The 20,417-nt window shown below is 49.9% G+C and carries 17 protein-coding genes; 11 read left to right on the forward strand and 6 right to left on the reverse strand.

What is annotated here, in order from left to right:
• Positions 1-215: 215 nt before the first annotated feature.
• Positions 216-1,121: a MerR family transcriptional regulator gene (locus tag E6W40_RS18940; RefSeq protein WP_136608144.1), complete on the reverse strand. Its 906-nt coding sequence runs from the start codon at positions 1,119-1,121 to the stop codon at positions 216-218.
• A gap of 295 nt (positions 1,122-1,416) precedes the next feature.
• Here E6W40_RS18940 and E6W40_RS18945 point away from each other — a divergent pair, with 295 nt between their 5' ends.
• Together E6W40_RS18945 and E6W40_RS18950 are read left to right on the forward strand one after the other, a co-directional pair.
• Positions 1,417-2,766 carry an Nramp family divalent metal transporter gene (locus tag E6W40_RS18945; protein ID WP_136607199.1) on the forward strand — a complete coding sequence of 450 codons (1,350 nt, stop codon included), beginning with the start codon at positions 1,417-1,419 and terminating at the stop codon, positions 2,764-2,766.
• A gap of 178 nt (positions 2,767-2,944) precedes the next feature.
• Complete coding sequence (locus E6W40_RS18950; protein ID WP_136607200.1) at positions 2,945-4,468, forward strand: phospholipase D family protein; 1,524 nt, start codon at positions 2,945-2,947, stop codon at positions 4,466-4,468.
• Positions 4,469-4,552: 84 nt separating this feature from the next.
• Here the strand turns inward: E6W40_RS18950 and E6W40_RS18955 are convergent, their stop codons facing one another.
• Both E6W40_RS18955 and cls read right to left on the reverse strand, forming a co-directional pair.
• Positions 4,553-5,380: an ABC transporter ATP-binding protein gene (locus E6W40_RS18955; RefSeq protein ID WP_136607201.1), complete on the reverse strand. Its 828-nt coding sequence runs from the start codon at positions 5,378-5,380 to the stop codon at positions 4,553-4,555.
• 164 nt (positions 5,381-5,544) lie between these two features.
• Positions 5,545-7,050 (reverse strand): cardiolipin synthase, encoded by a 1,506-nt coding sequence (gene cls / locus E6W40_RS18960; protein ID WP_136607202.1) that lies wholly within the window; start codon positions 7,048-7,050, stop codon positions 5,545-5,547.
• Between the two features lie 233 nt (positions 7,051-7,283).
• On the opposite strand from cls, the gene E6W40_RS18965 reads away from it, so the two are divergent.
• From E6W40_RS18965 to E6W40_RS18995, 7 genes are all read left to right on the forward strand, one after another.
• A complete protein-coding gene (locus E6W40_RS18965) occupies positions 7,284-7,883 on the forward strand; it encodes a TetR/AcrR family transcriptional regulator (protein ID WP_136607203.1) in 600 nt (199 codons plus the stop codon).
• A gap of 13 nt (positions 7,884-7,896) precedes the next feature.
• Positions 7,897-8,241, forward strand: a complete 345-nt coding sequence (locus tag E6W40_RS18970) for a DMT family transporter (protein ID WP_136607204.1) — start codon at positions 7,897-7,899, stop codon at positions 8,239-8,241.
• Positions 8,241-8,555 carry a DMT family transporter gene (locus E6W40_RS18975; protein ID WP_136607205.1) on the forward strand — a complete coding sequence of 105 codons (315 nt, stop codon included), beginning with the start codon at positions 8,241-8,243 and terminating at the stop codon, positions 8,553-8,555. The genes E6W40_RS18970 and E6W40_RS18975 overlap by 1 nt, the downstream gene beginning before the upstream one ends.
• A 64-nt stretch (positions 8,556-8,619) precedes the next feature.
• Positions 8,620-9,066, forward strand: a complete 447-nt coding sequence (locus E6W40_RS18980; RefSeq protein WP_136607206.1) for a carboxymuconolactone decarboxylase family protein — start codon at positions 8,620-8,622, stop codon at positions 9,064-9,066.
• 212 nt (positions 9,067-9,278) lie between these two features.
• Positions 9,279-10,193: an RNA polymerase sigma-70 factor gene (locus E6W40_RS18985; RefSeq protein WP_136607207.1), complete on the forward strand. Its 915-nt coding sequence runs from the start codon at positions 9,279-9,281 to the stop codon at positions 10,191-10,193.
• A 336-nt stretch (positions 10,194-10,529) separates the two neighbouring features.
• Positions 10,530-11,450, forward strand: coding sequence for a TetR/AcrR family transcriptional regulator (locus E6W40_RS18990; RefSeq protein ID WP_136607208.1), 921 nt, complete (start codon positions 10,530-10,532; stop codon positions 11,448-11,450).
• Between the two features lie 42 nt (positions 11,451-11,492).
• On the forward strand, positions 11,493-14,678 hold the full coding sequence (locus E6W40_RS18995; protein ID WP_136607209.1) for an efflux RND transporter permease subunit: 3,186 nt from the start codon (positions 11,493-11,495) through the stop codon (positions 14,676-14,678).
• A gap of 121 nt (positions 14,679-14,799) precedes the next feature.
• Here the strand turns inward: E6W40_RS18995 and E6W40_RS19000 are convergent, their stop codons facing one another.
• Together E6W40_RS19000 and mobA are read right to left on the reverse strand one after the other, a co-directional pair.
• Positions 14,800-15,489, reverse strand: coding sequence for a TorD/DmsD family molecular chaperone (locus E6W40_RS19000; RefSeq protein ID WP_168928984.1), 690 nt, complete (start codon positions 15,487-15,489; stop codon positions 14,800-14,802).
• 178 nt (positions 15,490-15,667) lie between these two features.
• Positions 15,668-16,312 (reverse strand): molybdenum cofactor guanylyltransferase, encoded by a 645-nt coding sequence (gene mobA, locus E6W40_RS19005; RefSeq protein WP_136607211.1) that lies wholly within the window; start codon positions 16,310-16,312, stop codon positions 15,668-15,670.
• Positions 16,313-16,499: 187 nt separating this feature from the next.
• Between mobA and E6W40_RS19010 the strand changes: the two genes are divergently transcribed.
• On the forward strand, positions 16,500-17,747 hold the full coding sequence (locus E6W40_RS19010; protein WP_136607212.1) for an MFS transporter: 1,248 nt from the start codon (positions 16,500-16,502) through the stop codon (positions 17,745-17,747).
• A gap of 66 nt (positions 17,748-17,813) precedes the next feature.
• On the opposite strand, the gene E6W40_RS19015 is transcribed toward E6W40_RS19010, so the two are convergent.
• Positions 17,814-19,511 (reverse strand): glutamine--tRNA ligase/YqeY domain fusion protein, encoded by a 1,698-nt coding sequence (locus E6W40_RS19015; RefSeq protein WP_136607213.1) that lies wholly within the window; start codon positions 19,509-19,511, stop codon positions 17,814-17,816.
• A 251-nt stretch (positions 19,512-19,762) separates the two neighbouring features.
• On the opposite strand from E6W40_RS19015, the gene E6W40_RS19020 reads away from it, so the two are divergent.
• Positions 19,763-20,311: a GNAT family N-acetyltransferase gene (locus E6W40_RS19020; protein WP_136607214.1), complete on the forward strand. Its 549-nt coding sequence runs from the start codon at positions 19,763-19,765 to the stop codon at positions 20,309-20,311.
• Positions 20,312-20,417: the final 106 nt, after the last annotated feature.

The raw sequence follows: 20,417 nt of genomic DNA on the forward strand, positions 1-20,417 counted from the left end.
GCAAAGCCAGCCAGTGTTTATTCCATTTATAAACATTATACAAATCCAATACAAATATCAACTAAATATTATACAATTTTGTAAAACCTACTATTTCAGCCTGATAGATAGATTACATATTTAGTGCATAAGAAAAGCCTGCTGAACATTTAAGTTCAGACAGGCTTTTTTGTTGTACTAGCTAGGCAATTGGGAGCCCATGTTCGGAAGTATACTCAACGGAAATACGGACTTGTCTCAAACCAATCCTGCCACTTGTCCGCTGGCTCCTTCATTACCCAATCCGGGTGCATCGGCTGTGCCGCGCTTTCATAACCTTTACCGCCAAGAATAAAATTCACATCCGGATACCGTCTGGCAATCAGCGATACAAACGCATCCGACTCCGGAACGAGCTCACTGCTCATCGTCGAAATACAGATCAATTGCACATGCTGCTCTCCGATCATGTCCAGCACCCCATTAAGCGGTGTATTGGCACCAAGGTACAACACCTCGACACCATTTTTACGCAGAAATAACGAGAACAACATTAAACCAACCTGATGATGCTCTCCCTCCGGACAAAATGACAGCACTTTCGGAAGCTTCGGGTAGATCGGAAACAAGTGGAAGAACTGATAAAACCGCTGCGAGATCAGCGTCGTCATAAAATGCTCCTGCGCCACGGTTGCTCTTCCAGATTCCCATGCATCCCCTACACGGATCAGCACAGGAACCAGCACATGATAAAACATCGAATCATAGCCGTACATCGAAAAGCCGAAGTCAATCAATCCATTAGCCCGCTCGCCCTGGAACTGGTATAGCGTACGGTAAATCTGATCCGACATTTTCGAGAAAGCTTCCTTTGAGCTGCCGACAGGCGGCTCGGAGAAGGCATGAACCTGCCGCTTCTCTTTCCTGTACTCCTTCAGTAATAAAACGGCTTGAGAAATGCTCATATGCTTGTCTTCTACCTGCTCCTTGAGCCACTTCAGATCTTCAATATTTTCACTGCTGTACACCCGGTATCCTGATTCCGTACGCGTTGGATTAACCGCTCCGTACCGGTTTTCCCACGCCCTCAGGGTCACTGTCGGAATTTCCAGCATTTCGGAAACCTGTTTAATGGAATACACACTGCTCACACTCTCTTTAACTTTTATCCGATCATCACGTTCATGAGCAAGGGAACACTCATCTAACATTCTACAAATTTAATACACCGATTATACATGATGCACCGGAGTATGTCACTCCAGGAAAAACGATCCCTAATGTTTCCCTCAGGAAAATGTTTTAAGTACATGCAATTCTACCGGGCCCAATCCATATGATGAGGTAGCAAGTTTGAGCCCAGGCCGCTCCATCCTTTTTGGTCATTTATGATCGTCCCGTGAATATATCATTGCTACAGGAAGGTGAATGCTACACATGAATGCCAGTGAAGAAAGCAGATTAGCTTCCACCAGCCGCGGCTGGCGGAAGCGAAATGATACTCCAAGCCTGCCGGAAGTCCATCAATCCATGAAAGTCCCGCTGAAGGCCGGCTTTTTTCGCAAGCTGCTAGCCTTCGCCGGACCCGGTTATCTCGTTGCGGTTGGTTACATGGATCCGGGGAACTGGGCATCCGATCTGGCCGGGGGCGCCATGTTCAATTACTCGCTTTTATCCGTAATCATGATTTCCAACCTCATGGCAATTTTGCTGCAGTCTCTTTCTGCCCGCCTCGGCATCGCCACCGGCCGTGATCTGGCCCAGGCCTGCCGCGACCATTACAGCAAACCCGTCAGCATGGGTCTATGGGTGCTGTGCGAGCTCGCCATCGCCGCTTGCGATCTTGCGGAAGTCATCGGAACTGCCATCGCACTCCAGCTTCTATTCGGCATACCTCTGCTATATGGTGTACTGATCACATCCGTTGATGTCATCCTTGTACTCATGCTGCAGAATAAGGGCTTCCGGCATATCGAGGTCATGGTCATCTCTTTTATCGCGATTATCATCCTATGTTTCGGCGTAGAGCTCTTCTTGTCCCAACCAGATATGGCGGGTGTAATGGGCGGTTTCGTACCTACGACAGATATCGTTACCAATCCAGAGATGCTGTATATTGCCCTCGCAATGCTCGGCGCGACCGTCATGCCGCATAACCTGTACCTGCATTCATCGATCGTCCAGACCCGCAAAATCGATCAAAGCGTAGCAGGCAAAAAATCCGCAATCCGCTTTGCCACCATTGATTCGACCGTTGCTCTGACCATCGCGCTGTTCGTAAATGCTGCTATTCTGATTTTGGCTGCATCTGCCTTTTATTCTACGGGGCATACTGAAGTAGCGGAGATTCAGGACGCATACCATTTGCTCACCCCGCTTCTTGGCACCGGCATGGCCAGTATCCTGTTTGCCGTTGCGCTGCTGGCTTCAGGTCAGAACTCCACCCTAACCGGTACGCTTGCCGGGCAAATCGTGATGGAGGGCTTTCTCAATCTCCGATTGAAGCCATGGATTCGGCGGCTGATTACACGGCTGATTGCCATCATTCCCGCGATTATCGTTATTGGATTGTATGGTGAAGGCTACACCGGCCAGCTGCTCATATTCAGCCAGGTCGTCCTCTCCCTCCAGCTATCCTTTGCGGTCTTCCCGCTTGTTAAATTCACTTCGGATCCGGTTAAAATGGGACCGTTTCTCGCTCCCCAATGGGTTCGTGTCCTTGCCAGAATCGTTGCGGTCGTCATCGCCGCATTAAATATATATCTGCTGTACAGCACCTTTTTCTAAAGGCTGTACAGCTTTTCCCTTTCCTGCCCGCCTGCAAAAGCCACTGATAAAGCAGCTTCTGCGTCAAACCGGGTGTTTCGACGTTAATATCTTACGGAACCAAGGATCAGATTCGGAACAAGCGTCCATGGCTTAAACTCATATTCGTCGAACATCATTTCTTAAAAGGAGGATACAGATGGGACAAGATACGGATCAACAGAGCAGATATTATAGAGCCGCAGCAGCTCCAGAGGCAGACCCAATCAGCAAGCCCAAACCACGAAAGCGCCGCTGGGTATTCAGTGTCCTGGCTCTGCTGGTTCTCTGGCTGGCGGGCGTTATTGTCTATCAGACGCATAAGCCCCTTCCTCCGGGTATTTCCTACGATAGTCCGCTCTACCATGTAAAGCAGGTTCGTTTTCTGCATGATTTAACCTACCCGGATCCAAGCGGAAAGGTCGTCAGTGAGCAGCAGATTCTCCAAAGAATCAACGAAATTGTGGACCATTCACGCAAATTTCTCGTCATAGACCTGTTCCTTTTTAATAACTACACCCACAAGGGGCAAGAGTTCCCCAAGATCAGCCAAGGGCTGACGGACAAGCTGGTTCAGCATAAAAAGACCTATCCCGATATGGATATCGTCTTCATTACCGATGATGTGAACACCAATTACGGCTCTGCCCCCAATCCGCTGCTGGAGCAGATGAAGTCAGCGGGAATCCGGGTCATTGTGACGAATGTGGATCCGCTCCGTGATTCCAATCCGATCTACTCTTCGGTGTGGCGCACATTTTTCCAATGGTTCGGCCAATCGGGCAAAGGCTGGCTTCCGAATCTGATGGCAAGCGACGGACCCAAGATGACTGTCCGCTCTTACCTGAAGCTCGTCAATGTGAAGGCCAATCACCGGAAGGTCGTCGTCAGCGAGAATACGGCTCTGGTCTCCTCCGGCAATGTTCATGACGCCAGTGCCTATCACTCCAATGTCGCCTTTGAGGTTCAGGGACCGATTATCAAGGATATTCTGGCCTCCGAGCAAGCTGCAGCCGATCTGTCGAACGGCGGGCAGCTTCCGCAGTACATTCCGGATGAGAGTGCTAAGATAAAGGCAAATGATGGCCCGATCGGCGTGCGCTATCTGACAGAGGGAAAAGTGTATAAATACGTGCTCCAAGAGATCGACGCCACCAAAAAAGGCGATACGCTCTGGATGGGCATGTTCTACATTGCCGATGAAAAGGTGATGAATGCACTGCTGTCCGCAGCAGATCGCGGCGTAGAGATAAGGCTTCTGCTGGATCCGAATGAAAATGCGTTTGGACAGGAGAAAATCGGTATTCCTAACCGGCCGGTTGCTGCCGAGCTGACAAAACGCTCAAAGGAACGCATTGCGATCCGGTGGTATCATACAACCGAGGAACAGTTTCACACGAAAATGATGTATATCCATAAACCGGACGCGCAGTCCATTATCCTGGGCGGCTCCACCAATATGACCCCGCGTAATCTCGACAACTACAATCTCGAGAACGACCTATGGGTGTCCGTCCCTTCAGGAGCAGCGCTTGATCTTCAGATGGAGGGCTATTTCGACCGTTTATGGAACAATAAGGGCGGCTCCTTCAGCTTGGACTTAAGCGCCTATCAGGAGAAATCCACTTGGTTCAAAGACATGCTCTTCCGTATTCAGAAGGCACTTGGATTCACCACCTTCTAAGATGTAAATCCTGTGGACAAGCCGCGCAAAAAAAGAAAAGGTGTTCTGCCAAGGGCAGAACACCTTTTTATATCGTATTCGCATTTATTTCTCACATACGGCCTTCAACTGACAGCGTTCTCCGCATATACGGCCTTTTCCGTGCGGAACGCACATCGGAGTGCCAAAGATCGGATCCTCTGCGATCATGCAGTCCATGCAGAATACTTCCTTAACCATCTGAGGAGTCAGCACATCTTCCGGCGCTCCGGCGCAGTGCACTCCCTGGTCCTTGACCGCAATCATATGATCCGCATAGCGGCAGGCCAAATTCAGATCATGCAGCACCATGACAATGGTACGTCCCTGCTCACGATTCAGCTCATACAAGAGATCCAGTACTTCAATCTGGTGACTGAGATCGAGATAGGTCGTCGGTTCGTCCAGCAAAATCAGATCCGTATTCTGGGCAAGCGTCATGGCAATCCATGCCCGCTGACGTTGTCCGCCTGAAAGGGAATCCACTGTACGTTCCGCGAGATCGGACAGTCCTGTCATTGCCAGCGCCTCGTGAACCAGCCGTTCATCCTCCGCGCTCCATTGCTTGAGCCAGGATTGATGAGGATACCGCCCCTGCTTCACCAGCTGGAGCACCGTCAGCCCCTCAGGCGCTGTAGGACCCTGCGGCAAAATGGCCATACTGCGTGCAACCTCTTTGGTAGAAGTGCGGTGTATTTCTTTTCCGTCCAGAAGCACAGATCCGCTCTTGGGTCTGAGCAGGCGCGCCAGCGAACGCAGCAAAGTTGATTTGCCGCATCCGTTGCTGCCGATCAGCACGGTCACTTTGCCTTCAGGGACATGAAGACTGAGGTCCTTAATTATCTCCGTATCTCCGTAACTGAGCGTCAGTGCCTCGGTTTGCAAAAGGGTCATCGCCGGTTACCTCCCCATTCTCTGTTCTTCAGTTGATAGCTTTAAGTATATGTTATCCGTCACAGTGATCCCGTGAAATATATATGTCTAATAAATGATAATCATTATCAACAATAATAAAATGCCCGGGCGCCGCTGTCAACTCCAGGCTCAGTTCTTCCACCCTACAAAAGCGGGGACATCAGCCGTGCGAGCGACTCCAGAAAGCGCTCGTAGATTCTTTTTTTCATAAATGTGTCAGGAACAATCTGCTTGGTCGATTTCAAATCGCGCTCAAAATCCGATACGATACGCTGCACGCTTTCCGTCTGAACCAGCAGCGCATTCACCTCAAAATTCAGGTGAAAGCTGCGCATGTCCATATTCGCCGTACCGATCGTAGCCACTTCTCCGTCGATGATCAGCAGCTTGGAATGCAGAAAGCCTTTTTCATATTCATAAATCTTGACTCCGACATCCAGCAGCGCCGGAAAATAGGAATGCGACGCCAGGAAAGGCAGCCATTTATCCGGTTTGGACGGGAACAGGATGCGTACATCCAGGCCCGACATGGCGGCAACCCGCAGGGAGGTAAGAATGTCATCATCCGGTATGAAATAGGGTGTAGCCAGCCACACTGATTTTTGTGCGGAGGTAATCATGGAGAAAAAAATATTTTTGAGCGCGCGACGGTCATTGTCAGGCCCGCTTGGTATAATTTGCACGGCCCCGCTGTTCTCCTCTGACAGGAGCGGTGACAGGTATTCAGCCTCAAGCACCTGCTCACCCGTCATGTAATGCCAGTCCTGAAGGAAAATGATCTGCAGCGTTCTCACGGCCTCGCCTTTGACGGACATATGCGTATCGCGCCAGAATCCGTATGCGGAGCTGCGGCTCAAATATTCATCTCCCACATTCAGGCCGCCGATAAAGCCGACATTACCGTCAACGACAACAATCTTGCGGTGATTCCGGTAATTCACCCTCGAGAGGAAGAACGCCTTCGAGCTTCCATAAGCCACTACCTGCACCCCGGCCTCCGACATCTCTCGCAGAAATGATTTCGGCAGCTGCATACTGCCCCAGGCATCGTACATAAAGCGCACATGAACACCCGATCTGGCCTTTTCAATCAATATCCGCTGAATCCGGGTCCCGATATCATCGGCGCGGTAAATGTAGTACTCCATATGGATATGATGCTTGGCCTTCTGCAGCTCCTGCAGCAGGGTGGAAAAGGTTTCTTTTCCATTCGTCAGAATCTTGGTTTCGCTCGAAAAGGATATTGGAGTCCGTGCCAACCTCTGCGACAGACGGAGCAGCTGCTGCTGCATCGGGTTGAATCCCGAAAGATCGGGATGAACGCGCACGCTTCCCTCTTCCAGTCTCTCGTATGTCTTCAAATCCTGCTCAGCCTTCTTGTTGAATTTGCGGCGTTTGAAGTAATTTTGCCCGAACAAAAAATAAAAAAACAGTCCAACGACCGGCACGAGCGCAAGCAGCAGTATCCAAGCCATGGTTGAGGAAGGATTCCTGTTCTCCATAAAAATCATAAATCCGAGCGATACGACCGTCAGGGTGGAGAAAATACTGACGATGGTACCCGCCGTCTTGCCGAAAACGCCAAAGCCGAAATAATAAAATGCAAATAATAACGCGGCAACAATGACAGCCTGTATTCCCCTTCTCATATCTTCCCTCGCTTATATATCACTTTTGACATAACGTTTCACTTAGAACCAGTAAACTATATTTTACATGAACCGGGCCCATCTTCCTATATGATACGTATAAAAAAGTCTTTTCGATGCACTTTTACGGAATGCAGCCGCTTTTGTGTCATTAAGAAACCTTGACAGGAAATCATATTCGTGAAAAGATAAGCCTAACGATCGTTAGGTAGTTAAGAAAAGGAGGTATGGCTATGAATGCAAAACGCATGCTTTTGGATACCGCGCTTGCCCATTTTGCCCGGGAAGGTTATGAAGGAGCTTCCCTGCAGAAAATAGCGGAAGACGTAGGGATCAAGAAGCCTTCCATATACGCCCATTTCAAGGGGAAAGATGATCTGTTTCTTAGCACGCTGAAAAATGCGCTCAAGGAGGAAAAGCGGCGGATCACCCGCTACTTTATCAGCCGGAAGGATCAGCCGCTGGAAGTTCGTCTGTCCGAGCTGCTGGAATTTCTGCAAGAGGAATATACCCGAAGCAACGAAAGCAAGTTCGTGCTGCGGATGGCCTTTTTTCCGCCGTCTTCCCTCTACGATGAGGTTATGGAGCTCATTTACCCTTTCCTTGACTCCATGGAGAGAAGGGTTGTCCAGCTGATGGAGCAGGCGAAAAGGGACGGGACAGTGCACATCGTTCCATCCGAAGATGCGGCTCTTGCATATATGACGCTGACGGATGGCATCCTTGTAGAAATGGTGTATGGCGGGCTCCCGGGCGCGCAGCGAAGACTGAAAGCATCCTGGCCGATCTACTGGGCCGGTATTCAAGCATTTGAAGCCCGGAAAGGATTATAGAGGAGGTAACATCATGAACAGGCATTGGTTATTTGTTATTTTAGGCGGTGTTGTGGAGGTGCTGTGGGTATCTGGCCTCAAGCATTCAAGCAACATCCTGGAATGGATTTTGACGGCAGTCGCCATTATCATAAGCTTTTATCTCATTGTTGAAGCGTCGAAGCATCTACCTGTGGGTACAGTTTATGCAGTCTTCACAGGCCTTGGAACGGCAGGTACGGTCGTGACCGAGATGCTCGTCTTCGGTGAGCCGTTCCGCTGGTCGAAAACGCTGCTTATTCTTTTGCTGCTCGCAGGTGTCGTCGGATTGAAGATGATTACCAGTGAAGAAGGCAGTAAGAAAGGAGCGGATGTGTGATGGCTTGGGTAGCAATTGTACTTGCAGGAATATGTGAAATTTTTGGGGTTATTGGGATGAAGGGCGTGACGCAGAAGAAGGGCTGGTCCTCTTATGCACTTATGTTTGCCTCCTTCGCCGGCAGCTTCCTGCTCCTCTCCTACGCGATGAATACGCTCCCGATGGGCACGGCTTATGCGGTATGGACCGGAATTGGAACGGTGGGCAGCACGATCGTCGGCATGTTTATATTCGGAGAGCCAAAGGAATGGCGGCGTATCCTGTTTATTGCCATGATTCTCGGTTCGGCCGTGGGACTTAAATTAATTTCTTAATTCTTGTCACAAAACGGACTCCTCCTTTGTCTTCCTTAAGTAAGCACAAAGGAGGAGAAATTAGATGAAACTAAGATTAAATTACCGGACTACAAGTCCGCATGTATTTCAGGCGATGATGAACTTGCAGAAGGCCGATTCGAGCAGTGCGATCGATCCTGTGCTGCATGAGCTGATTAAGATCCGTGTATCCCAAATCAACGGATGTGCATTTTGCCTCGATATGCATGCCAAGGATCTGCTGAAGCTCGGGGAGTATCAGGATCACATTCTGCTGCTGAGCGCCTGGCGGGAAGCTCCGATATTCACAGAAACGGAGCGGGCGGCTTTGGAGCTGGCTGAAGCTGTAACACGGATCTCCGAAAAAGGGGTACCGGACGCGGTATATGAGCACGCCCGGGAGTATTTTGATGAAAAGGAATTCATGGAGCTCATCTTAGCCATCAATACAATCAACAGCTGGAACCGGATCGCAATATCGACGGGCATGTTCCCGGGATGCTTTGCGTGACCGATGGGAGCCGGGGAATCGGTTCCCCTTGCATATCAAGAAACCCTGTCCTTTTATAAGGCGCAGGGTTTCTTGCTGCTTGCGAAGCATTTATGATGAAATGCTCATGGCTGCACGAGTATAATGATGATTATAGAATTCGTTCACAAATCGGTGTTAAGCATAGACAACAACGGCCGCATCTGGTCGGCGGAAGCTTGGGAGGTTTACGGATGACTGAGAAAACAGAAATCGAATCGCTTTACCGCACTTACCGCACCTACGGACTGTCCATTGCCTACCGCATGCTGGGTACGTTCACCGATGCGGAGGACATCATTCAGGATCTTTTTGCAGAACTGGCGGTTAAAAATAGGGCTGATGTGCAAAACATGAAAGCCTATATCGCCAAGTCCGTGACCAACCGCTGTTTGAACCTGCTGCACTCGGCAAAGAAAAAGCGGGAAGAGTATATCGGAGAGTGGCTGCCGGAACCGGTCACCGGGACAGCCGAGCTCCCTGAGCTTGCCGCGGAGCAAAAGGACACCCTGTCCTATGCCTACCTGCTGATGCTGGAGCGGCTTGGACCGGTGGAACGCGCGGTCTTCCTGCTGCGGGAGGTGTTTGAGTACGACTATGATCAGATCGCGGATATGACGGGCAAGTCGGAGGCCAACTGCCGCAAAATTTTCAGCCGGGCGAAGCAACAGCTTAAAGGGAGTGAAATCCCCTCCACTCCGATTGCACAGGGGCAGCGGAAAGCGATGGTGGAGCGGTTCGCCAATGCCTTTCTGCATTATGATCCCGAGACGCTGCTCAGTCTGCTGACTGAAGACGCGGTTCTGATTTCAGACGGCGGAGGTGCAGCGCGTGCAGCCATCCGGCCGATCGTCAGCCGTGAACGCCTCCTGAGGCTTTTTACATCACCCAAAGCTTACCGGGACATGCGTACCTGGAATGTGCATATGGCTGAGATCAACGGCGAGATCAATCTAGTCTATACAAGTGAGGCAGAGGTTAAATCGGTGTTATGCTTTCAATTCAGCGAGTCCGGAGACCAGGTGCAGCATTTGTATATGATCAAAAATCCGCAGAAGCTAAAGCATATGCAGACTTATCTGCGCGAAGCATCTCTTGAAACCGGATAATGAGACCCTTCCAATATGACTGGCTTATTAAAAAAAGAATCCAAACCTCATTTCATCCGTATACCTGTATGTGAGCCGCCTTCCGGCGGTTTTTTGTTACGAGGAATTCTTAGCCGCTTGCTAAACAATCCCCGCAATGCCTCGGCCGCTAGCTTTAGCTGAATCTGTCGGAAGACGTCAAAGGACGTTATTCCATTCATCTTCACGCCTGCCTATTAACTGGAAAACACGAAGCGACACCGTAGATTTGTATCTACCCTGCCTTTTGTAATATAATCATTTTGACTACACGGTCAAATTGAGAACCGAAGTGTTCAGAAAGGAGTGAATGTTCATTTGTCTGAGAAACTGGCGGACAAAAAGAAGCAGATTCTGAAGACCGCCCTGCAGCTGTTTTCCACCAAAGGGATATCATCTACCTCTATGCAGGAAATCGCGGAGTACTGCGGTATGTCCAAGGGAAGCCTTTATTTGCACTTCAAGTCCAAAGAAGAGCTCGAGCAGAGTATTTATCTGTACTGCGAGGGGATGATCCGTGACAGTGTCATGCAGGTGGAGCAGGAGCATCTTCTGACTCCCAAAGAACAGCTTCACAAGCAGGTTGAAGTTCTTCTGAACCGTCTGGTTGAGCTGCGTGAATTCGTCATGATGCAGATGCGAGACCAGCATATGGGCGGCAAAAAACCCGCTCTGGACGGTTGCCTTCGCGAGAAGCATATGCATGCGCTGAATTGGTTCCATAACAAGCTGATCCTGATCTACGGACAGGATGTACAGCCGTATACCATGGATCTTACCTTGTTTGTCGGCGGGATGCTCAGCGGATATATCCGCATGCTGATGATTCCGGGGCTGCCGCTGAACGTACGCAGAATGGCAGAGCATCTGATCACGCTTCTGGATGATGTGGTTGCCAGCACGCTCCGCGTACGCAAGGAACCGCTTATAGCCACGCAGATATGGTCACAATGGATGGAGAAGTATATGGACGCTTCCGGCAGCCTGCGTCATCCCCTGATGGTAACCAAGCAGATGAAAGATAAGCTGAAGGATATCCAAATGGATGAAGCAAGGCGGGAATTCGGACTCGATTCCATTCAGATTATTGAAAAGGAACTGCTGGATATCGAGCCGCGTAAGGCCATTCTGATCGGAATGATGAGCAATCTGGAGCAGATACCGGAGCTCTCGCCGATGAGTGAAGAACTGAAGGAGATTTACCTGCTTTATGTGGACTCAAGAACTGACCGTTCATGAACGTATTTGAAAGGTATATAGAGAGGAGTAGAAACCTGCGAAATGAAAGGAATTATTAATTTCTCACTAAACAATAAATTTGCTGTCTGGATACTAACCGTCATCGTTGCAGCAGCCGGACTCTACAGCGGTTTGTCGATGAAGCAAGAGACGATACCGAACATTAACATCCCTTTTCTAAGTGTCACCGCGGTTTATCCTGGAGCAGCCCCTGAAGGTGTTGTACAGGATGTAACCATGCCGCTCGAACAGCGGCTGCGTAATGTGGATGGCGTGAAGACCGTCACCTCTACCTCGATGGAGAATGCCGCCAACATTGCGATGGAGTTTGATTATGGTTCCGATCTGGACCAGGCGACCGCGGCTGTCCGCGAGGCACTGAATGAGGTGACCTTGCCTGAAGGGGCTCAGAAGCCTACCATTTCCAAATTCAGCATGAGCTCCTTCCCTGTCGTCTCGCTAAGTGCATCAGACGACTCCAACGACTTGGAGAAGCTGACCAAGAACATTGAGAATCAAGTTGAGCCTGCACTCGAGAAAATTCCCGGCGTAGCCTCGATCTCCATTTCCGGTCAATATGTCAAAGAAGTGCAGCTGAAGTTTAATAAAGAAAAAATGGCCCAGCTCGGTCTTTCTGAAGATACCGTGAAGGGCATTGTCCAAGGCTCGTCCATTCGTGTCCCTCTTGGTCTGTTCACACTGGATCAGTCCTCGAAGGCCGTCGTTGTGGATGGCAATATCATCTCACTGGATGATCTGAAGAACCTGACGATTCCTGTTATTCCTAGCCCAGGCGGAGCAGCCTCTGGCGCCGGCGGTGCCCAAGGCCAAGGAGCCCCTGCTGGTACGCAAGGTACGAACGGTGGCGCTGCCCAAGGTTCTGGAGCATCCGTACAAGGTAATGCGGCTCAAGGCATTCCTGCCGGCATTCCAACCGTAAAGCTGAGCGAAATCGCTGATATTCAAGTCATCGGCAAAGCAGAATCTGTCTCCCGTACGAACGGCAAGCCATCCATTGGTCTGCAGATCGTTAAAGATAACGATGCCAACACGGTGGATGTCGTCAATGCCGTTAAGGATAAAGCCACGGAACTTGAAGGCGAGTTCAAAGGCATGAACCTGACCGTACTGCTTGACCAAGGCAAGCCAATCGAAGATGCGGTATCCACGATGATGAGTAAAGCGGTATTCGGCGCTTTGTTCGCCGTCCTCATCATTCTCATCTTCCTGAGAAACATCCGCTCTACTATCATCTCGATTCTGTCCATTCCGCTCTCCCTGCTGATCGCTCTGCTGATTTTGTGGAGAATGGATATCACTTTGAACATGATGACCCTGGGCGCGATGACTGTAGCCATAGGGCGTGTCGTCGATGACTCCATTGTCGTTATCGAGAATATTTACCGGCGGATGACCAGCGGCGGCGAGAAGCTGCGTGGACGTGAGCTGGTTCGTGAAGCAACCCGTGAAATGTTCGTACCGATCATGTCTTCGACGATTGTTACGATCGCCGTCTTCCTGCCACTTGCCTTCGTCAGCGGCATGGTCGGCGAACTGTTCTTGCCGTTTGCGCTTACGATGGTCTTCGCCCTGTTGGCATCGCTGCTGGTTGCGATTACCCTGGTGCCGATGCTCGCGCATTCCCTGTTCAAAAAAGGCATCAAGACATCCAAAAAACATGATCACGACAAACCGGGCAAAATGGCCCGCGGCTATCAACGCATCCTGAACTGGTCGCTGTCTCATAAGCTGATCACTTTCGGACTCGCCGTGGTCCTGCTCGTTGCAAGCTGCTTCCTGACTCCGCTCATCGGTACCAGCTTCATGCCGGAACAGGAAGATAAATATGTAATGGTAACCTACTCTCCAGAGCCCGGTGCCCAGCTTGAAACGGTTGAGCAGCGTGCACTGGATGCCGAGAAATATATTCTTGAGCAGCCAAACGTAGATAAAATGCAGTATTCCATTGGTGGAAGCGGCAATCCGATGGGTGGAGGATCCTCAAACTCCGGACTCTTCTATGTTGAATATAAGAAAGACACCAAGGATTTTGAAGACGTGAAGAAGAACCTGGTCGAAGGTCTGAAAAAACAGGTCGCCAAGGGTGAATGGGCTACGATGGATATGTCCGGCGGCATGGGCGGAAGCTCACTCAGCGTCAGCGTATTCGGCAACAGCCTGGATGACATCAAGCCGGTATCCGATCAGGTTCTGAAGCTGGTTGAAGCAGACAAGACCAATTTTGAAAAAGCAAAAACCAGCCTGTCCAAAGCCTATGATCAGTACACCATTGTCGCTGACCAGCAAAAGCTCAGTTCGATGGGTCTTACAGCCGGTCAAATCGCCATGAAGCTCAGCCCGGTACGGGAACGCCCTGTACTCACAGAGATCAAGGTCGATAACAAAGACTACAAAGTGTACATTGAAGCGGACAGCAAGGAATATAAGAGTGTCGATGAAATCTCGAATGAGACCCTTACATCTCCACTCGGTATGAAGGTACCGATCAAGGATGTAGCCAAGGTTGAAAAAGGGACTTCCCCAGATACGATTACGCGCACAGACGGCAAAATGGTCGTGAACGTAACAGCCAACATCGTATCTTCGAATGTAGGTCAAGCCTCTAGCGACCTGCAAAAGCAAATCGACAAAATCGATAAGCCTGACGGCGTAGAGATCAAGTTCGGCGGAACCACCGAACAGATCAATGACACCTTTACACAGCTTGGCTTGGCCATGGCTGCAGCCATCGCTATTGTGTATTTCGTGCTCGTTGTGACCTTTGGCGGCGGTCTTGCACCATTTGCCATCCTGTTCTCCCTGCCGTTCACAATCATCGGTGCGCTTGTCGGCCTGTGGATTGGCGGAGAAACGCTCAACGTATCCTCTCTCATGGGTGCGCTGATGCTGATCGGTATCGTTGTTACCAACGCCATCGTATTGATCGACCGCGTTATTCACAAGGAACGCGAAGGCATGTCAACGCGTGAAGCCCTGCTCGAAGCAGGTGCCACCCGTCTTCGCCCGATCCTGATGACAGCTCTTGCCACCATTGGAGCCCTACTTCCGCTGGTGTCGGGACTTGAGAACAGCGCGGGTATCATCTCCAGAGGCCTTGGTATTACCGTTATCGGTGGTCTGATCAGTTCCACATTGCTGACGCTCGTCATCGTACCGGTTGTGTACGAATTCCTGATGAAGTTCCGCAAACCCAAAGTGGATGATTAAGATTTGAAGCTTTGATTATTTAAAAGGACGCGTTCCCTCCCTGCCGGGAGAGGATGCGTCCTTTTTGTATTGCATATTCGTTTCTGGATTTATCGCATGATCCATTCAACCGGCACTCGCGTCAGCCAGCCAGTTCCTCCCGCAGCAAGCGAAGCATTTGTAGATCATATGGAATAAATTCGCTCACAATATGCCCGATTTCCCGGTACAGTGGAGTGCGTGCGAGACTCGTTAACTCATTCGAGAGACGTGGCGTCCACTGCAGCAGGTGATTCTCCAGAAAATCAATCTGCGTATCGAGCCACATCAGCTGGCACTCCGGCAAGCCTTGCGTGTTATCCATATGCTCGCCCGCGACGGCTATGAACTCGAGCTCAATGGTAAGATGATCATCCTTTTCGCTCTGCAGCTTGTTAAATACAATGCCGCAGGCCGCATAGGCCTCCCGGATTTGCTGCAGGCAGCGGTGACCGCTGCGTTGATCCGTTGTACGGTATACACTTTCGCATACACAAGGGAGAAGGGCATCCGGACCAGTAAACAGACGCTCATATTCTTTCGTCTCCATACGGCATACATCCGAGAGCTCGCAAGGCTCCAGCTTGCCCCAATGCTCCTGAAGCCGGCGTCCCCCTTCCGTCAGCGCCATTTCCTCGCGCATTGCAGCCTGCCGCTGCCACAAAGCAATCTGCGACAAGCTTGGCGGATTCTCCAGAAAATCGATCAGCAGCTGATAAACCCAGCCTCTACCCTGAAGCCATTGTACCCCTTTCGCGGTGTCCAGCAGCGATTTCACAGTCATCGTCGTCATAGCTGAATCCTCCTTTATCATGGTCCATATCATAATTGTCTCCATTCTTACAGACAAGATAGCGCTTTCTTCTTCCTGATTTAACCTTACCTTATCATTAGAGACTCTTATGTGATATAATTCACATTAAACGCCAAAACCACCCATATTATTTTAAATTTTAATGGAATGTTCAAAGTTATCGATCCAATTCATTTGTATCCTGATCATTCTCCACAGCCTGCTTATAATCTACAGGGTTATTCATGTTGAAAAATTCCCGCCCCGGGTCGAGTCCTGTTTCGTTTCGAATTTGTTCCTCTGGAATATAGCAGATCCGGAGCTCCTTCAGCCAATCTGTCATACGCAGCTTGCTTTCTGCGAGCGACTTCTCAAGGGAGGGGAGCGTGCTGATATGATAGGCTGCAACCAACGGCTGGATTCTCCCGTCCACTAAGGGTATGAAGCCCTGGTACGCAGGCTTTTCTTCACCCGTCGCCTGCTTCTCAATCATTTCTTTCAGATATTTAAAGATCCCTTCGCTGACAAAAGGCAGATCACATGCCGATACGATCACCCATGGCGTCTCCGCCATCGTAAGCGCAGCATGAAGTCCTGATAGCGGCCCCATCATCGGAAACAGGTCTGATACAATTTCGCGTCCCAAATTTTCGTAAACCTTTTTGTCATTAGCTGAAATAATGATTCTGGATGTTATATCAGCCATGCTCCGGATCACGGATTCAATGACCGTTTCGTTTCCGTTCATCCTGAGTAATGCCTTGTTCTTTCCCATCCGGCTCGACTTCCCGCCTGCCAGCACAACACCTGTCATTTCCGTCATTCCATCACTTCCTTTTACCTTTATATTTTGTTCAAAAATATATATCACCGTAAACCATTTGTAGTTTAAAATCCATACAAATGGATACTTTAACACTTATTGGTTTGTATCCCTTTTCAACAAATGATAAAGTGGGATTGGCGGCTTCTAAAAAAGCCACTGTCGATTCGCATTCGGTCGGAAAGGAATGTGCAACGTGCAGGAACTTGTAAAAAAAGAGTCCAAGCTGCTGCCGCTTAAGGCTTTTAACTTTTTAATCTACGGCACCGTGGTGATCTTCACCAGCTTTTTTCAATTATACCTGCAGGACGCAGGCATGAACAAACTGGAAATCGGCAGCTTGATGGCACTGGGTCCCTTTGTGTCCCTGATCGCCAATCCTTTCTGGACATTCTGGAGTGACCGCATGCAGAATGCGCGGCGCATTCTATTGTTTATGATGACTGGAACTCTTCTGCTTATTCAATTTGTATTTCATGCGGGTACGTATAATATGATTTATTTGGCAATGATACTCTTTTTCTTTTTTCAGAGTCCACTCTTTGCCCAGAGCAACACGCTAATTTTAGGCTATATCTCAGATAAACCGCAGCACTTCAGCACCTTCCGGAACTGGGGCTCCATTGGATGGGCCGTCATTGCCATTACTGCCGGGATCCTTATTGACCAGGTTGGCATATCACGGCTGTCGTTTCTGATTACCGGCATCCTGCTGCTGGCCATCGGTACGGTCCTGCTGCTTCCGCCGCTGAGGGCAGCCTCAGAGACACCGCCGATCCGCCTGAGAGGCTTCGGAAAAATAGTGATTAACCGCTATGTCATCGCTTTTATCGTGCTTGGCATGTTGGTTTCGGTGCCCAATTCGATGAACAACACATTTATGTCGCTCTATATTACGGAGCTAGGCGGCTCGAAGACGATGGTTGGATTAGCCGTATTTCTGTCTTCCTTTCTGGAGGTCGCCGTACTCTTACTCTTCCACCGCTATCTAAAACGCTCCCTCTCCACCCTGATCGGCTGCTTGACCTTGGTGAGCGTGCTGTTCTGTGTACGTTGGCTGCTCATGGCAGGTGCCGCACATCCGCTGGAGGTTGCGATCATTCAGATCATGCACTGTCTTACCTTTGGCGGATACTTTTTCGTCGGCACCCAGGTGGTCAGCCAATTAGTGCCTCCTGTTCACCGCGCTTCTGCGCAATCCCTGTTCACCTTGACCTGGAGTGGCATTTCCGGCATGATCGGCAGTCTGGCTGGAGGCTGGTTGTTCCAGAACTTTGGTGGTCAAGCCATGTATAACATAGGATTTATGCTGGCTATGTTCGGGGCCATAGGCTTTGGCATCATGTGGTACTGGCTCCGGTTCCAGGGGCATCACCCAAAACCCGATTCACCGGAGGAGGAACTGGAAGAGCTGCTTGAAGAAGAATACCGCTAATAAAAAGCCAGTGCTTAGAGAATCTTCTCTCTGCACTGGCTTTTCTATTGCATACGAACAACAAACTTATTTAGGGAGCTGGAATGAGCTCTTCATTGATACGATCAGATTAAAGACCGGCTGACCTGGCAAAGAATATTTTGGATCCACGTTGAAATAGCCATGGCGGAAGAACTGGAATTTATCCTGCGCTCCTGCTTCCTTCATCTCAGGCTCTACAAATCCGTGCAGAATCTCGAGTGAGTTCGGATTGATCTCGTCCAGGAATGATTTCTCCACTTTTCCGGCTTCTTGAGCGTCTTCCTCTGCTTCCACGGTCTCTTCCTCTTTCGGCTTGATCAGTGGCTCGTACAGACGGAATTCCGCAGGTACAGCATGGGAGGCTTCCACCCAATGAATCGTGCCCTTCACCTTGCGTCCCGTAAATCCGGAGCCGCTTTTGGTTTCCGGGTCATAGGTGCAGTGAATTTCCGTTACGTTTCCGTCTTCGTCTTTAATGAACTCATTGCACTTGATAAAGTACGCATTCTTCAGACGTACTTCATTCCCAGGGAACAAACGGAAATATTTATTCGGCGGATTCTCCATAAAATCGTCCTGTTCGATGTAAATCTCACGCGAGAACGGAATTTGACGGCTGCCCATGTCCGGATTTTCGGTGTTGTTTTCGGCTTCCAGCCATTCCACTTGCCCTTCAGGGTAGTTCGTGATGACCACTTTAAGCGGTTTTAGCACAGCCATCGTACGCGGTGCCTTCAGCTTCAGATCCTCACGGACGAAATGCTCCAGCATTTGCAGGTCGATCAAGCCCTGACTTTTGGAAATGCCCGTTTCATACACGAAGCTGCGGATCGCTTCCGGCGTGTAGCCGCGGCGGCGGAGTCCCGAGATCGTCGGCATGCGCGGGTCGTCCCAGCCATCCACGATCTTTTCATCCACCAATAGCTTCAGCTTGCGCTTGCTGGTGAGCGTCTGGGCCACATTCAAGCGTCCGAACTCATATTGATGCGGCGTGCTCGGCATTTCGCATTCTGCAATCACCCAGTCATAAAATGGACGTTGGTCCTCAAACTCAAGTGAGCAGAGGGAATGGGTCACGCCCTCAATCGCATCTTCCAGTGGATGAGCAAAGGTGTACATTGGGTAAATGCACCATTGATCTCCTGTGTTGTGATGAGCGACGTGAGCAATTCGGTAAATGACGGGGTCACGCAGATTGATATTCGGCGAGCTCATGTCAATTTTGGCACGGAGCACCTTTTCGCCATCCTTGAATTCACCGGCACGCATGCTGCGGAACAGCCCGAGGTTCTCCTCTATGCTGCGGTCCCGGTACGGGCTGTTTTGTCCAGGCTCGGTCAAGGTTCCGCGCGTTTCACGGATTTGGTCGGCGCTTTGGTCATCCACATAGGCTTTGCCCTTTTGGATCAGCAGCTCGGCACGTTTGTACATTTCTTCAAAATAATCCGAAGCGAAGCGTTTCTCTGTCCAGTCGTAGCCGAGCCATTTTACGTCTTCCTCTATAGAATTGACGTATTCCACATCTTCTTTCATCGGGTTGGTATCATCAAAGCGGAGGTTCGTTGAACCGCCGAATTCCTGCGCAAGTGTAAAGTTAATCCAGATGGCCTTGGCATGTCCGATATGCAAATAACCGTTAGGCTCCGGCGGAAAGCGGGTAATCACTTTCTGGACTTTGCCGGACTCCAGGTCATCTGTAATTACGTTTTTAATAAAATTGGAGGGGGTGCTTGGTTTCTCCACAGTAATCAACCTTTCATCCTGAATTATGTCCGCCCTAATAGAATGAAACGATAGCAGTTTCCTACTCCACTCTATATCTATTCTGTATAAGCGTGTTTCATTTAAATATACCTGTAATGACCGGATAGTTCAATGATTCGGCCTTTTCTGCTTTGACGGAGGCTTTTGAATAGGGTAGCATGGAAACGAAAACCAAAAAGCGCGGCAAACCGCATCATCTCATCTTCCATAGAAAGAAGGTCTGAAATCATATGTTTACATATCCTCTGGACGATCATATTGAACTGCAACCTCTGGCTTTGCAGCATGCACGCCCCCTGTTTATCCTGACCAACCGTTCACGCGATACGCTGCGCGAGTGGCTTCCTTGGGTTGATGCCATTACAGAGGTGGATCATACCGCAAATTTTGTGAGAAACGCCATTAAGCAGGGAGCCGAGAACGGTGCCATATCCTCAGGCATCTGGGTGCAGGGTGAGCTTGCAGGTATGATCAGCTTTCATGAAATCAACTGGCATAACCACTCGGTCAGTATTGGCTACTGGCTCGGACAGGAATATGTCGGTCAAGGCATCATGAGCAGCGCCTGCCGGGCTTTCGTGGATTACGCGCTGATGGAGCTTGACCTGAACCGCGTTGAAATCCGTTGTGCCACGGGTAACCTGCGCAGCCGGGCCATACCGGAGAGATTAGGCTTTGTTCTGGAGGGTATCGTCCGTGAAGCCGAGCTGCTGCCGCAGGGGTTTGTGAACCACGCCATCTACGGCATGATTCAAAGCGAGTGGAAACTGCTGAGATAATGCTTCCTTCATGTTAAAAAGCCGCCCATGCCGGATGAACGTATCTGGCAGGAACGGCTTTTTTAGTTTACAGATTTCTGTTCTCAGCTTGCATGATGCAGAGGTA

Source organism: Paenibacillus dokdonensis (assembly GCF_004916975.1).
GTDB classification, from domain to species: Bacteria; Bacillota; Bacilli; order Paenibacillales; family Paenibacillaceae; genus Paenibacillus_AQ; species Paenibacillus_AQ dokdonensis.